The sequence below is a fragment of the Streptomyces sp. NPDC091376 genome (genome assembly GCF_044757085.1).
Lineage (GTDB): Bacteria > Actinomycetota > Actinomycetes > Streptomycetales > Streptomycetaceae > Streptomyces > Streptomyces pratisoli.
In genome coordinates this window covers 275,028-289,899 of sequence record NZ_JBIVUF010000004.1, presented here as the reverse complement: position 1 = coordinate 289,899, position 14,872 = coordinate 275,028, and the positions used below count along the sequence as shown (strand labels likewise).

Below are 14,872 nucleotides of genomic sequence, written 5' to 3'. Positions count from 1 at the left end.
TCCGCGGGTGATTCCCGCGGGCGCGCCCCGCCGTCGTCCCGGTCCAGACCTGTCCGCATGCCGGACACCGGGCCTGGACGTGGGCGATCTGCTTCGTATCCTCTGCTCGAACGGGCAGGGGGCCCGCGCACGCCGGAAGGTGGTGGTGGGTACGTGACGTCCGTGTCGTACGTCCCTCAACGCCCCGCGGGCATGGGCGGCCCCCCGGCTCCGGTCGGCCGGGCCGAACTTCTCGACCGCCTCGACCGGGTCCTGCACGGCCGCGGGCGCGCGCTGCTCACCGGCCCCGCGGGGGTCGGCAAGTCGGAGGTCGCGCTCGCCATCGCGGCCCGCACCGAGGCTCGCGGTGAGACGGTGCTGTGGCTCGCCACCCTCCCGGGCGACCGTGCGACTCCCGGTGCGGTGGCCGCCGCGCTCGTCGCCCTGGTCTCCGCACAGACGACCGCACCCGCGCCCCGGCGGCGGCCCGGGGCATCCGGCACGTCCGGGGCGCCTCGTGCCTCCGGCACGTCCGGTTCTGCCGGCACGTCCGGTCCTGCCGCCCCGACCCGTGCGTCCACCGCGTCCGGCACACCGGCGACGGCCCGGGCCCATGACGCCCTCGAAGGGCTGCCCGGTCCGCAGCGCGGCGCCGTGGCCATGCTGTGCCGCGAGGCGCCGGTGCCCGACGAGGGCTGGGACCGCATCGCCCTGCGGCTCGCCCTCGCACAGATCCTCCGGACGCTCGCCGACCGCAGCCCGGTGCTGCTCGTCGTCGACGGCGTCCAGCGGATGGACGCCGACAGCGCCGATCTGCTGCGCTTCGCGCTGCACCTGGCCCCCGCCTCGCTGCGGGTCATCGCGGTCGAGACCCCGGAGGCGTACGGCCCGGGCACACCGGCCGACGCCCCGGAACCGCTGTGGGTGCCCTCCGAGGCCGATGTGCTGAACGTGGCTCCGCTGCACGCCGACGAGATCGCCGAACTCCTCATCCACCACCGGCTCCCGTCCCGGATGGCCGGCCGCATCCACCGCGCCAGCGGCGGCAATCCGCGGCTCGCGCTCGCCATCGGGCGCTCCCTCGCCGACGCGCGGACACCGGTGCACCACGCCGAGGCGCTGTCCCTGACCGGCCGCGCCCGCGACCTCGCGCGGCAACTGCTCGGCGTCTCCTCCCCCGCCGTACGCGGCACCCTCCTGCTCGCGGCGCTCGCGCTGCGGCCGACGGCTTCGCTGATACGGCGCGCGGGGCGGCCCACCGCCGAGTCCGACCTGGCCGTCGCCGAGCGTGCCGGACTGGTCTCGCTCACCGAGGACGGAACGGTGGCCTTCACCGCCGGCGTGCTGCCCTCCACGCTCGTGCACGACGCCTGCTGGATCGAGCGCAGCGAGGGGCACGCGGCACTCGCGCGGGTCGTGGACGACCCGGTCGAGGAGGTACGGCACCGGGCGCTCGCCACGGACATTCCCGACGAGCGGCTGGCCGCCGAGGTGGCGGCCGCCGCGGACGCCGCGCGCCGCCGCGGCAACACCCGCCTGGCGGCCGAACTCGCCCTGCTCGCCGCCGAGTCCACACCCGGACGGCACGGAGCCCAGCGGATCGCCCGCCTCGTGGACGCCGCCGAGGAGGCCGCCCGGGCCGCCCGCGCCGATCTGGCCGTTCGCGCCGCCACCGATCTCCTCTCCCGGGACACGGCCCCCGCCGACCGGGTCCGCGCCCGGCTCGCGGTGCTGGACACGGCCGGCCAGGGACTGACGGACCTCGACGAGATCTACGTCCACGCCATGGAGGACTCCGAGGGGGACACCGCGCTGCGGGCTGCCGTACAGCTGCGGCTCGCGGTGAAGTACGTGCTGGCCGACGGCGATCCGGTGCGTTCCCGGGACGCCGCCGTCGAATCGGCCGCGCTGGCCGGATCGGTGGGCGACGCGCGGACGACGGCCAGGGCGCTGACCGTCCAGGCACGCATGGAACGCTTCCTCGGCTCTCCGGACGCCGAGCGGGTGCTCGCCGAGGCACGGGCGCTCGAACTGGTCGAGCGCCCGCTCGGAATCCGTAACGCCGCCCAGATACTGACGATCCGTCACGCGCTGTTCGACGACCGGCTCGGTGACGCCCGCGACCAGCTCAACGCGCTGCTGCCGCTGGTCGAGCGGCGTGGCACGATCGAGGATGCCATCGAGCTGTTCAACACCTCCGCCGAGGTCGAGGCCCGCAGGGGGAGTTGCGCGGCCGCGCTGTCGCACGCCGGCCGGTCACTGGCCCTGACGCTGGAGGCGGGCCTCTCCCCCGGCCCGGCCTGGTACGGGCTGGCCCTGGCCGAAACCGCCGGTGGGAGCTTCGCCCGTGCCGCGAGCTACGCGCGTCGCAGCGCCCAGGCCTCCGAGGAGGAGGGCGACCACGTCTTCCTCTCCCGCAGTCTGTACGCGCTCGGCCGGGTCCAGCTCGTCACCGGCGATGTCGCGAACGCCCTGGAGACCCTGCGCCGGGTCCAGGCCGGCGAACGCGCCCAGTCGGCCGTCGACCCGTCCATGCTGCGCTGGCACGAGGAGCTGGCCGAGGCGCTGCTCGCGAACGACTCCCCGGAGGAGGCCGCTGCACTGCTCGCCGACGTCCGTCCGGTCGCCGAGCGCCTGGGACGCTCCACGGTGCTGCTCGGCTGCGACCGGGTGTACGCGCTCTATCTGGCGGGGAGCGGAAAGCCCGACGAGGCGGCCACGCTGCTGTCGGACACCGCCCGCCGCTTCGACGAGGCGGGCCTCCCCCTGGAGCGCGGCCGGGCGCTGATCGCGCTCGCCCGCGTGGAGCGCCGCCGCCGCAGGCGCTCGGCCGCCCAGAGCGCACTGCAGGCGGCGGCCACGGTCTTCGAACGCTCGGGAGCGGCTCCCTGGCTGGCACTGGCCACGGAAACCCCCACGGGCACCGCCGAGCCCGCGCCGTCCCAGGGCGGCGCGCTGTCGTCCCTCACCGAGGCAGAGCTGCATCTCGCTCTGCTCGTCGGGCAGGGCGCCAGCAACCAGGAGGCCGCGGCCAGGCTCTACCTCAGTGTGAAGACGGTCGAGGCCCGGCTGACCCGCATCTACCAGAAGCTGGACGTCCGTTCACGGTCGCAGCTGGCCACCGCGCTGGGCGCCTGGCCGGGGCTGCGTCCCCCGGCGATCCCTCCGGACGGGCCCGCGTCCTAGGCTCCCCCGCCGGGCTCCCGCCTGATTGCCCTCTCGTGCCCGGCCTGCGAGGCCCCTCCCCGGGCGGTACGATCACGGTGAGTGATGAGCCCTAAGGCTCGACCGCAGCCGTCGAGGAGGTGAGCAATGGTCGGGAACACCATTGACTTCACCGAGGAACGGGCTCCGTGCGGACGGATCGTCGACGGGCTGCGGTACCAGGAGAACGACGCCGCCGGGCTGTTCGTCGACAAGGTGACCTACGCGTGCGGCTGCCGCCGGTCGCGGCACGAGTTCCACGACGGAAGTGTGCAGATCAGGATCGTGCGCCACGACGGCGCCGTCCTGCAGGACGAGCAAAGCGCCGCGCACGAGGGCTGACCCGGCGACGGCTCCGGGTTCCCATCGTGCGGATCGTACGGAGCCGTGTCCCGGGGGCTACGCAGTAGGGGCCACGACGACGGACCGTCCGCGTCCCCCCGAACGCGGACGGTCCTGCCGGACCGGAGCGGTGCCGATGTCAACGGTGACGGGCGGCACGCTCACTGCGGTTACGTGTCCGAAGGAGCACGATTCCCGCGATCAGCAGCGCGGCTCCGGCCGCGGAGGGCCACAGCTGCGCACCGGTGGCGGCGAGCCCGCCCCGGCTCGCCTGTGGCTCGGTGCCGGAGTCCGGCACCGGGGTCGTCTGGCGGGCGTCCGGAGTGGACTGCCCACCGGACGTGCCGGCGGCCGCCCCGGACAGAACCTCGGGGTTCTGGGTCGCGGGCTTCTGCGCCTCGGGCTTCTGCCCTTCAGGCTGCTGGCCCTCGGGCTCCTGCGCTCCGGGCTCCTGCCCTTCAGGCTCCTGACCTCCGGGCTCCTGCTGGTCGTCGGCCGGAGGAGCGTCAGGCTCGTCAGCCGGGGGAGCGTCGGGCTCGTCGGCCGGGGGAGCGTCGGGCTCGTCAGCCGGAGGAGCAGGCTCGTCCGCCGGGGGAGCGTCAGGCTCATCGGCCGGAGGAGCAGGCTCGTCCGCCGGAGGAGCACTGGGCTCGCCGGCGCCGCCGGGGCCGCACTCGCGTCCGCCGTTGATGCAGTTCACCATCGTCCGCATCAGCTCGTCGTCGAAGACGTTGATGAAGTCTCCGTGGTCGGTGACCGGCTTGTGCAGCTGCTCGGGGAAGGAGTCGACCGCGAACACCACGGGGTTCGCCCCTTCGAGGACCGGCGGCGGCACGTCGTACACGATCCGCTGCACCAGCTGCGGGATGGCCTTGAAGCCGTCCGGGCAACGGCCGCCCTCGTCGGCGAAGGCAACGTGCGTACGGTGGTTGGCGCTGTCGGTGTTCTGACCGTCCCAGCAGCTCTGGAACTTGAAGGACCTCACCACTTTGCTGCCCTGGGGGCAGATGGGGTACTTGTCCTTCAACTGGCGGTCCTCGAAGCCGGTGCAGCTCCACGAGGCGTTGGCGTTCGCGTTGCCGTTGACGAAGGCCTTGGCGTCACCGGTGATGATGCGCAGGAATCGCGGCATCGCGGTGACCTTGGAGACCGGACTGCCGACGAAGTTCAGCGTGACCTGGGCCGGGGTCTGGATCTCACCGACGTTCTTGTCCTTGCCGCCGCCGTCCGCGTCGACGTCACCCTCGTTCTGGCCGTTCTGCACACGCAGCACGGGCCAGTAGTACGTCGACTTGTCCCCCTGGTCGCGGCACGTGGTCGCACCGTTCGCGAGGTCGTCGTCGCTGGCGAAGGCGTCGTTGGCCTGGTTGCCGACGTAGTCGTGCATATGGTGCGCGCCGTTGCTCACACCGGGCGCGACGATCACGTTGTCCGGGTTGAACTTGCCGTTCGCGTTCACGCCGCAGTCGGTGGCGAAGGTGCCACGAGAGGCGTTCCGGAGCTTGCGCGGGCTCTGGGCGTTCGGCTGGACGGACTGGATGGAGACGAAGTCGGACGCCTCGGGACCGTTGCCCGCCTGGCCGGCACCGCCCTGACCGCCGTCGCCCTGGTCCCCGTCGCCGTTGCCGCCGTCCTGCCCGTCGCCGTCCTGTCCGTCGCCGTCCTGTCCCGCACCCTGGTCCTGGCCCTGGCCGCCGTTCTCACCGGAGTCGGCGCCTCCCGCGTCCTCCGCGTCGTCCACCTGCAGGGCGCACGGCGCCATGGACTCCAGCCCCTGCGGCCCCTCGCCGGCCACCCGGCCGATGGCGATGACGATGCGCTCGATACTCGCTTCGCGCTTGCTCTGCAACGGCGCGAGTACCGCGTTCTGGGCGAACTGCGGATCCTGCTCGATCTGTTCCCTCTGATCGACGAACCGCTCGTACGCCTCGGTGATCTGACTGTCCATCGTGGCGAGTTCGCGATCGACTTCCGGCCTGGCCCCCTCCGGGACCTCGGAGAGCCCGTTCGCCACCTCGGGACACTTGATGGTGGACGCGGAGGAACCGGCGTTCCGGGTCTGGTTCTGCTGCTCGCTCTGCTCGCCGGCCCAACCCCACCCTTCGCCGGCGGAGGCGTAGGAGTTGACCGCGATGAGTCCTCCCCCGGCCAGCATCAGCGCGATCGAGGCACCGACCACTCTTCTGCCGCTCTTCGAGCGTCTCCGCGTAGTAGATCTCAAGGGAACTCCTCTGCGTTGTTTCCGGCCGGCCGTGCTCGTGCCCCGGGTGAGGGAAGCAGCACGGAGCTACATACGGAGGAGACGCGCGGAGTGTTCACCGACAACAGCTTTTTCGTCGGCATCGGTGACCACGGCCATCGCGTCGGCCGCGTCCACCGGAAGCCGTGACGGACGATGACGACGCAGGTGCAGCCGGGTGACGGGTGGAGGAGCCGCCGTTCGGGGCCTAGCGTCGTAGAAAGGAGTCCTCCACATCCGCTCGCAGGGAGGGTGACCATGGAGATCCAGGGTTCGGTGGCCCTTGTCACGGGAGCCAACCGGGGCATCGGGAAAGCCTTCGCCCAGGCACTGCTCGCGCACGGCGCCGCCAAGGTCTACGCCGGTGTCCGGGAGCCGGAGACCGTCCGGGATCCCGGCCTCGTCCCGCTGCGGCTGGACGTCACCGACGAGGAGCAGGTTGCCGCGGTCGCACGTGCGGCCGACGACGTCGGCATCGTCGTCAACAACGCCGGGGTCGCCGGCGGCCCGTCGCTCCTCGAGGGGTCGTTCGACGGTGCCAGGCGCGAGATGGAGGTCAACTACTTCGGAACGTGGGCCGTCTCGCGCGCGTTCGCGCCCGTTCTGGCCGCCCACGGCGGTGGAGCGCTGGTCAACATGCTGTCCGTGGCGTCGTGGGTGGCCAACAGACGGCTTCCGAGCTACGCGGCGTCGAAGTCCGCTCAGTGGTCGCTGACGAACGCCTTCCGGCTGGCGCTGCGGGAGCAGGGCACGCTGGTGGTCGGCGTGTACGCCGGCTACGTCGACACCGACCTGGCGGCGGACATCGACTCCCCGAAGATCCTTGCGACCGACGTGGCCGAGAAGACGATGACGGCGCTGCTCAACGAGGAATCCGAAGTGCTGGTCGACGACACCACACGCCACATACGCGCCGCGCTCTCGGGGGATCTGGAGACCCTCTACGCCAATCGTTGACCGTCCCGGCGTGGCGGTCGTCCGGTCGGGCGTTCCTCCGGGTCCTCCGGGTCCTCCAGTCGGGCGGTCGGGCGGTCGGGCGTCGTCACGTGGTCGACGGCATGCCGGAGCAGGACACGACAGCCATGGAATGTCGAGAGCCCCGCCTCACATGTGTGTGAGGCGGGGCTCTCGATCGGGTCCTGGACCCTTCTGCACCGTCGGGACGACAGGATTTGAACCTGCGACCCCTTGACCCCCAGTCAAGTGCGCTACCAAGCTGCGCCACGTCCCGGTGCCCGCCTGACCTGGGGTTTCCCCCGGCCGAACGCGCATGAGAACCATACCGCACTTCCTCGGGTGGTCACGAACCGATTGCCCCGTCGACCTCAAGCAAGGTTTAAGTCGACAGTCCGAGCTTCATGGACACCTCAGAACGCACCACGATCCGTGACCGCGCGTACAGCCACCAGGACCTGGGTGCCGCGGGCCAAGGGGCCGACCGAGCCCCGGTGCCGGTACTGATCGCGGTGCCGGTACTGATCGGCGACGCCGAGCTGAACGAGGGCAGCGCCCACGAGGCCCTCGTCTACGCCGGCCGGTGCGCCCCTATCAGGCAAAAGGGATATCGATCATGGACCGGACGACAGTCGGCCCGCTGATCAGGCGCGTCCCGACCGGGTGATCATCGGCCGGCATTCGCGAGCAGCTGATCATCGGTGTCGGCAGCGGGCCGGCGCGGACCGGGCTGCGGCCCGTCGGCCGCGGCCGGGCGTGCGGCCGGGCGGTTGGCCGTGTACGGAGAGGGGGCCGGGGCCGCCGACGCCGTGATCGTCGAGCCGTATCTCGCGGGTACGTCGACGGCCGCCGCGAACGACACGCCGACGGATCCGGCGCACCGGATACCGGAGCCGGATGCCGCCCGGCGTGAGCCGCGGCACTGCGAACGGTTCGAGAGCATGTGGCGGCTCACGGCCTGGACCCGACAGGACCGCGGAAGCGGATCAGCCGGTTCCAGGCGAACGGGAGCCGACGCTGACGCGGCGGCCCCTGGGCCCTCACGACGGCTCCCGGGCGGGCGGGGACAGCCACGCCGCGACGGCCTCCGCTATCGGCTGACCGGTCTCCAGTTCGATGAAGCCGAACTGGCCGCCCTGGTTGCACTCCAGGAACCACCACACGTCCTCCTCGTCCTCGGCGAAGTCGAAGGCCGCGTAGGCCAGTCCGGCGAGGCTCATGTAGTCCCGCACGGCCCGGGCGATGCGGTCCGGTACGTCCAACGGCTTCCAGGCGTGGCCGGTGTCGCCGTAGCGCCCGTCCACCTGCCCGGACGCGGAGACCTTCCGCGCGGCGAACAGCCGTGTGCCGACGGCGGTCAGCCGGATGTCGGCCCGCTTGGGGATGTACTGCTGGAGCAGTGTGGGACCGGCGGCCACACCCGAGAAGTCTGTGCCGGGGGCGACTCGGGTGGTCGGCAGGGCGACCGGCGGATCTCCGGGCGGCGGGCCCGAGGCGGACTTCACCACGATGTCGCGGTACTGCGTCGCGAACTGGCGCGCCACACGCGGGAACGTGGTGATGACCGTGGGCGGGACGGCGAACCCGCTGCGGTGCGCGAGGCTCAACTGCCAGGGCTTGCACCGGGCCTGCGCGGCGACACACGGATGGTTCATCCAGCGCACCGTGGCCGAGTAGAGCATCCCGTACAGGGCCTGCTCGGTCTCGGCCGTCAGCCACTTCGAGGGCTCGGGGGCGTGTGCCGCCGGCTCCCCCGGCCTTCGCACCCATATCGATCGCAGGGCACCCATGCTCACCAGCCGCCCGTCCGTCGACAGATGACCGTAGAAGTCACCCTGTACGTACTCGGCGGACAGGGCCGCCTCGCCGGGAAGGTCGGCCGGGTCGAGACGCACCAGAGGGACGCCCCTGTCGTGCAGCTTGGCGATCACCATGTCCGCCGTCACGTCTTGACGGCTCGTCAGTATCAGGACAGTCATCGATGCGCCGGACGGTCAGTCGTCGAAATGGGTCTTGGAGCCGGCGGTGGACGTCGTCGTACCGACGGCCAGGATCAGCTCGCGGTCGGCGATGGCGGGCCGCCCGTCCGGCAGCACGTTCAGTTGAAGGGCGGAGTCGTAGGCGTAAGGCACGGTGACCACTGGACTCTCGGCCGGAAGTACGTAGTTCAGTACGAACGGTCGCATGAGTCTCCTTCGTCGACTGTCTGGGCACACGTAACAGTACGTGCCGATGATGTAGGGCACTCATTACTATCCGTCACCTTGGGCCGGGCTGGGCGTGAATGTCGTCACACGGAATCGACCCCGCGGGATCGATCCCGATCGATAGACGGATGAAAGAACGGCCAGGGTTCCCTCATCACGTCACTTCATGACATCGACCGACGGGGACGTCCGCCGAAGGATGCGTGAATCGGGTCGCGAACCCGCGGAGCGCCCCACGGCAACGCCGGGCGCCGGAGCGGCCTTTCGCCCGCAACCGCGCCGCACAGCCCCCTTCCGACCCATTGACCCCTCGTGACGCCGGAACCTACGCTGAGTGACGCACCCCAGAAAGCGCTTTCTAGGCACGACGACACCCGCAGCCGTCTCACCAGCACCGGGAGCGCCATGAGCAGTCGAAGAACTCCGTCCCCCGTCACCGTCATCACGGCTCTGCTGGCGCTGATCCTGGGACTCGGGATCGCCGCCACCCCTCGGGCCGAGGCGGCGGTCCCGTACCGCGTCCTGGTCTTCTCCAAGGTCACGAATTTCGCACACGACTCGATCCCGGCGGGGATCGACGCCATCAAGAAGCTCGGCAGCGAGAACGGCTTCGAGGTCGAAGCCACCGATGACGCCGCGGCCTTCACCGACGCCAATCTCGCCCGGTTCCAGGCGATCGTCTTCAACAACACCAATTCCACGCCGGAGAAGGGCGACCTGCTCGACGCCGAACAGCGGGCGGCCCTGCAGAAGTACGTCCGCGCGGGCGGCGGCTGGGTCGGCCTGCACTCCGCGTCGGCGAGCGAGCGTGACTGGCCGTGGTACGAGGGCCTGGTCGGCGCGATCTTCGACCAGCACCCCGCCGTACAGACCGGCCGCGTCAAGGTGCTCGACCGGACCCACCCCTCCACCCGGGGGCTTCCGGAGCTCTGGGAGCGTACGGAGGAGTGGTACAACTGGCGCACCAACCCGACCGGCAAGGTCCACACGCTCGCCCAGATCAAGGTGCGGGACGGCATCACCGGTCTCGACGAGGGTGTCGACCATCCCTGGTCGTGGTGCCAGAACTACGACGGCGGCCGCTCCTGGTTCACCGCCGGAGGACACGCCAAGTCCGCCTTCCAGGAAGAGGGTTTCCTCAAGCATCTGCTCGGGGGCATCGAGTGGGCCTCCGGTGCCGAGCCGGGTGACTGCTCCGCCGGCCGCACCGGCGCCTTCCAGCGGACCCCGCTCGCCACCAGCGATCTGGCCGACCCGTTCGAGCTGGCCGTCGCGCCCGACCGCCGGGTCTTCTTCGCCCAGCGCACCGGCAAGCTGAAGGTGATCGACCAGTCGACGCTGAAGGTCACGACCGCGCTGGACCTCGCCTACACCCCGGACATGACGAGCCAGTCCGACGGCCTCCTCGGGCTCGCACTCGATCCCGGTTTCGCCACCAACAACTGGCTGTACCTGCTGCATTCGGACAAGACCGAGAAGCAGCTCAATCTGTCGCGGTTCACGGTCACCGGCAACACGGTCGACCCGGCCTCCGAGAAGCGACTGCTGACCGTGCCGACACTGCGCGGCGAGGGCCGGGCGAACTCGCACATGGCAGGCTCTCTCGCCTTCGACGGACACGGCAATCTGTACGTCGCGACCGGCGACAACACCGATCCGTTCGCCTCCGACGGCTTCACGCCGATCGACGAACAGGAGGGCCGCCGGGCCTGGGACGCCCAGGGCACCGCGGGCAACACCAACGATCTGCGCGGCAAGATCCTGCGCATCACCCCGCAGGACGACGGCACGTACACCGTGCCCGAGGGGAATCTCTTCGCGCCCGGCACGGAGAAGACCCGGCCCGAGGTCTACGCGATGGGCATGCGCAATCCGTTCCGGATCACGACCGATCCGCTCAGCGGTGCGCTGCTGGTCGCGGACTACGGACCCGACGCCCGGCAGGCCAAGCCGGACCGCGGACCCGAGGGCACCGTCGAGTACACCCGCGTCACCAGGGCCGGGAACTTCGGCTGGCCGTACTGCGTCGGCAACAACACCCCCTTCAACGACTACGACTTCGCGACCAGGACCTCCGGTGCGAAGTTCGACTGCGCGAACCTGGTCAACGACTCCCCCAACAACACGGGGCTGCGCGAACTTCCGCCCGCCCAGCCCGCCACGGTCTGGTACGCCTACTCCGCCTCCGCCGAGTTCCCGGAACTGGGCACCGGAGGCGGCGGCCCGATGAGCGGTCCGGTCTACGACTACGACCCGGCGAACACCTACCGCACCAAGTTCCCCGAGTCCTTCGAGGGCAAGTGGCTGACCTACGAGCTGACCCGCACCTGGTTCAAGTCCTTCTCCCTCCAGCAGCAGGACCAGACCTTCACCGATCCCCGCTTCGCACCCGCCAAGGCGGGTGATCTGCACTCGATCAACGCGATCTTCGGGGACATGAAGTGGAATCAGCCCTTCGACGCGGACTTCGGTCCCGACGGGGCTCTCTACGTCATCGACTTCGGGCTCGGCAGCGGCACGGGACGCGGCGGGAGCAACGAGGGTTCCGGCATCTACCGCATCGACTACGTCGCCGACGGCCGGCTGCCCGACGCCAAGACGGCGGCGGTGCCCGACAGCGGCCGGGCGCCCCTCACCGTGAAGTTCTCCAGCGCGGGATCCGGGCTGCCGGACGGCAAACCGGTCGGCTACGCCTGGGACTTCGACGGCAACGGGACGACGGACTCGACCGAGGCGAACCCGACCCACACGTACCGTACGAAGGGCAGGTTCACGGCCCGGCTGACGGTGACCGGGCCCCAGGAGCTGACCGCGCTCGCCGTCCAGGACATCACCGTGGGCAACACCCGCCCGGAAGTGACCATCCAGCAGCCGCCGGCCGGTGGCATGTTCAGCTTCGGCGACACCATCCCGTTCACCGTGAAGGTGAAGGACCGGGAGGACGGGCGCAACGGCACGATCGACTGCTCGCGCGTCGTGGTCCAGTCCCAACTCGGCCATGACTCCCATCTGCATCCGCTCGACAACCACACGGGCTGCGCGGGCGAGATCGTCACCGATGCCGGGGACAGCCACGGCCCGGGCCAGAACCTGTACTACGGGATCAGCGCCCAGTACGAGGACAAGGGCGGCCCGGGCGGGGTGCCCGCGCTGACCGGTTCCTCGTCGCTCACCCTGCGTACGTCCTTCCGCGAGGCCGAGCACTTCACGGCGACGGGAGGCGCGCAGGGCGGCGCCGTGGTGGCGAGCCGCACCGACGCGTCGGGCGGCAAGCGGCTGACGGAGATCGAGTCCGGGGACTGGATCAGCTTCGACCCGGTGAACCTCAAGGGCGTCGACTCGGTGACGGTCGGCGCGGCGTCGGCCGGGCTGGGCGGCACGGTCGAGTTCCGCGCCGACTCACCCACCGGCCGTCTGCTGGGCAAGGTGACCGTCCCCAGCACCGGCGACTGGGGCAATGTCGTCTCGCCCACCACGCAGCTGCTGGACCCGGGCCGCACGGTGAAGCTGTACGCCGTCTTCACGAATCCCGAGTGGTCCGCCGAGAAGCCGGATCTCTTCGCCGTGGACTGGCTGCACTTCAACGGCCCCGGCGTGGAGAAGGGCAAGGGCACCAAGGTCTCCGTCTCGGCGGCTCCGGCGACGGGCACGGCACCGCTCGCCGTCCGGCTCGCCTCGAAGGTGAAGCCGGCATCCGGGCGCACGATCGCCTCGTACCACTGGGACTTCGGCGACAACGGCAAGGCCACCGCCCCGGAGGGACCGACGGCGACGCACACCTACGCCAGGCCGGGCTCGTACACGGCGCATCTGACCGTCACGGACGACAAGGGCGACACGACGACCGGCGCCGTCCGCATCACAGTGAGCTGAAAGGGGACAGACCATGCACGGTTCGAGACGCGCGTTCCTCGGCAGAGCGCTCGGGCTCGCCGCGACCACGGCGGGACTGACGGCCGGGCTCGGCACGACCGCCCACGCCGCGGACGCGTCCGCGGCGGCCGGCCGGCACGGCTGCCGACGCCGGCGCATCCCGCCGTCGGGGCTCGGCATGCACCTGTACACCATGCGGACCCCGCTGGCCCAGGACTTCAAGGGCACCCTCGTCCGGCTCGCCGAGACCGGGTACGCGACGGTCGGGGTGAGCGGCCGGCACGGGCACTCGGCCGCCGCCATCCGGCAGATGCTCGACGAGACACGGCTCAAGGCGGTCCTGGAGCACGTCGGCCACTCCACGGTGACCGGAAGCGGGCTGCCACAGGCGCTGGAGGACATCCACACGCTGGGCGCACGGTGGATCGTCGTCCCGAGCCTGCCCGGTGAGATGCACAGTCCGGCCGGGTTCCGGGAGGCGGCGCGGCAGTTCAACAAGGCGGGCCTGGCCGCCCGGGAGGCCGGGCTCGGACCGCTGCTCTTCCACAACCACGGCAGCGATCACGCGGTCGTGGAGGGGGAGAACCTGTACGACATCCTGCTCACGGAGACCGACCCCGAACTGGTCGGCTTCGAGCTGGACGTGTACTGGGCGGCGAAGGGCGGGGCCGATCCACGATCGCTCTTCGCGCGCCACCGGAACCGCTTCCCCGCGCTCCATGTGAAGGACATGGCACCGGACGGCGGCTTCGCCGATGTGGGTTCGGGCGTCCTCGACTTCGCCGCGATGTTCGACACGGCGAAGAGCGGCGGCGTCCGGCAGTGGCTCGTCGAACACGACTCTCCTGCCGATCCGTTCGCGACCGCGCTGAACAGCTACACGTATCTGTCGCGGCTGCGGTACTGACTCCGGATCTCCCCCGTCCCGGCCGCGTCGGCGGGGCCGGGACGGGGGTCCGGCGACGGGAGTCCGGCGACCGGACAGGTGAAGGACTCGGGCGACGGCTCTCAGGACCCTTGGCCAGGGATATTCTCGGGCCATGTCGAACAAGTCAGTGGCCGCGGGCGTCGGTCTCGCTGGTGTCATGGCGCACTGCGGTGGAAGTCCGGCCGCCGCGGTGAGGTTTCTGGCGGGGGCCATAGCCTCGGCACCGACAGCCCCGGAGCCCTACGCGGCACTCGCCGAGCTGTGGCAGGTCCCGCGCTCGGAACTGAAGGCTAGCCTCGAAGGAGACGGCTCCTTGAGCGCGGTGCTGGCACAGGCGTACTTTCTGTTCCTCGACGGGGACATGGACGGCGCGGTGATGGCCCTTGGTTCGGTCACGGGTGCGCGGCCCGACGTGGCCTGGGGTGCCGCGCCGTGGTTCAGCGATGCGCGCTTGCTCGGAGCACTGAGTGCCGAGGCACTGGCCGAGGCGTGTCTGCGGACGTTGGACTACGGCCACGACCTGGACAGCGACGAGATGCGTGAGCGGTTCGCGCCCTGGTTCCACGCCATCGAGGTGGTGTCCGCACGCAGTCCCGTCCCGGAGTCGCTCGCCTCCATGGCACGGCTCCCCCGGTCCTGCGGCCGCTTCGAGCTGTCCTTCGAACTGTGCGACCGCGCCGATGCCGTCGATCGGGTCATGTGGACCGCGGTCTCGCGAGCGGCCACCTGGCGCGTGATGGGCGACCTGGAGCAGGCCGCGGCGTCCTTCGAATGCGCCTTGACCCTGGACTCGGCCAACTGGTCCCTCTACCTGGACCTGGCGGACGTGCGAGCCGAGCAGGGCGACTTCGCCGCGGCCGCGCGCCTCGTCGAACAGGGCCTGGAGTACGAACCGCACGAGGTCTCCCTGCGCGCGGCGGGTGCCGCCTACCGCACACGCCTTTCCGGCTCGTCCGACGACCTGTCGGCCCTGATCGCCCTGGCGCCGCAGCTCGCGAACACCACCTACCGGAACCTGCTGATCGACTACGCATGTGCAGGGCCGAAGCTTCCTGGTGGCCTCGTGGCCGAGGCTGACCGCATCCGCGAGAGCTGAGAGCTCTTCGGGGAACGGCTGTCCCGGCCGGTTCAGGCGTTCCCTGCCAT

Annotated in this window: 10 protein-coding genes and 1 tRNA gene; 7 read left to right on the top strand and 4 right to left on the bottom strand. The window is 71.0% G+C overall.

Annotated features, from left to right (window positions below; all coding sequences use genetic code 11):
* The first annotated feature begins 192 nt into the window (after window positions 1-192).
* Together ACIQMR_RS11385 and ACIQMR_RS11380 are read left to right on the top strand one after the other, a co-directional pair.
* Window positions 193-3,165 (top strand): AAA family ATPase, encoded by a 2,973-nt coding sequence (locus ACIQMR_RS11385; RefSeq protein WP_401385337.1) that lies wholly within the window; start codon window positions 193-195, stop codon window positions 3,163-3,165.
* A 126-nt stretch (window positions 3,166-3,291) separates the two neighbouring features.
* On the top strand, window positions 3,292-3,525 hold the full coding sequence (locus tag ACIQMR_RS11380; RefSeq protein WP_266385794.1) for a hypothetical protein: 234 nt from the start codon (window positions 3,292-3,294) through the stop codon (window positions 3,523-3,525).
* A 139-nt stretch (window positions 3,526-3,664) separates the two neighbouring features.
* On the opposite strand, the gene ACIQMR_RS11375 is transcribed toward ACIQMR_RS11380, so the two are convergent.
* On the bottom strand, window positions 3,665-5,746 hold the full coding sequence (locus ACIQMR_RS11375; RefSeq protein WP_401385163.1) for a DUF1996 domain-containing protein: 2,082 nt from the start codon (window positions 5,744-5,746) through the stop codon (window positions 3,665-3,667).
* A 276-nt stretch (window positions 5,747-6,022) separates the two neighbouring features.
* Between ACIQMR_RS11375 and ACIQMR_RS11370 the strand changes: the two genes are divergently transcribed.
* Window positions 6,023-6,721: an SDR family oxidoreductase gene (locus ACIQMR_RS11370; RefSeq protein ID WP_401385162.1), complete on the top strand. Its 699-nt coding sequence runs from the start codon at window positions 6,023-6,025 to the stop codon at window positions 6,719-6,721.
* Between the two features lie 200 nt (window positions 6,722-6,921).
* Here ACIQMR_RS11370 and ACIQMR_RS11365 read toward each other — a convergent pair.
* Window positions 6,922-6,995: transfer RNA gene (locus ACIQMR_RS11365), tRNA-Pro, on the bottom strand.
* A 127-nt stretch (window positions 6,996-7,122) separates the two neighbouring features.
* Between ACIQMR_RS11365 and ACIQMR_RS11360 the strand changes: the two genes are divergently transcribed.
* Window positions 7,123-7,362 carry a hypothetical protein gene (locus ACIQMR_RS11360; protein ID WP_401385161.1) on the top strand — a complete coding sequence of 80 codons (240 nt, stop codon included), beginning with the start codon at window positions 7,123-7,125 and terminating at the stop codon, window positions 7,360-7,362.
* Window positions 7,363-7,758: 396 nt separating this feature from the next.
* On the opposite strand, the gene tgmB is transcribed toward ACIQMR_RS11360, so the two are convergent.
* Both tgmB and tgmA read right to left on the bottom strand, forming a co-directional pair.
* On the bottom strand, window positions 7,759-8,697 hold the full coding sequence (gene tgmB / locus ACIQMR_RS11355; protein WP_401385160.1) for an ATP-grasp ribosomal peptide maturase: 939 nt from the start codon (window positions 8,695-8,697) through the stop codon (window positions 7,759-7,761).
* 15 nt (window positions 8,698-8,712) lie between these two features.
* Complete coding sequence (gene tgmA / locus ACIQMR_RS11350; protein WP_401385159.1) at window positions 8,713-8,904, bottom strand: putative ATP-grasp-modified RiPP; 192 nt, start codon at window positions 8,902-8,904, stop codon at window positions 8,713-8,715.
* 426 nt (window positions 8,905-9,330) lie between these two features.
* Here tgmA and ACIQMR_RS11345 point away from each other — a divergent pair, with 426 nt between their 5' ends.
* The 3 genes from ACIQMR_RS11345 (at window position 9,331) to ACIQMR_RS11335 (ending at window position 14,822) form a co-directional block, all read left to right on the top strand.
* Window positions 9,331-12,798, top strand: a complete 3,468-nt coding sequence (locus ACIQMR_RS11345) for a ThuA domain-containing protein (RefSeq protein ID WP_401385158.1) — start codon at window positions 9,331-9,333, stop codon at window positions 12,796-12,798.
* A 13-nt stretch (window positions 12,799-12,811) separates the two neighbouring features.
* Window positions 12,812-13,705: a sugar phosphate isomerase/epimerase family protein gene (locus tag ACIQMR_RS11340; protein WP_401385157.1), complete on the top strand. Its 894-nt coding sequence runs from the start codon at window positions 12,812-12,814 to the stop codon at window positions 13,703-13,705.
* A 133-nt stretch (window positions 13,706-13,838) separates the two neighbouring features.
* Complete coding sequence (locus ACIQMR_RS11335; protein ID WP_401385156.1) at window positions 13,839-14,822, top strand: tetratricopeptide repeat protein; 984 nt, start codon at window positions 13,839-13,841, stop codon at window positions 14,820-14,822.
* Window positions 14,823-14,872: the final 50 nt, after the last annotated feature.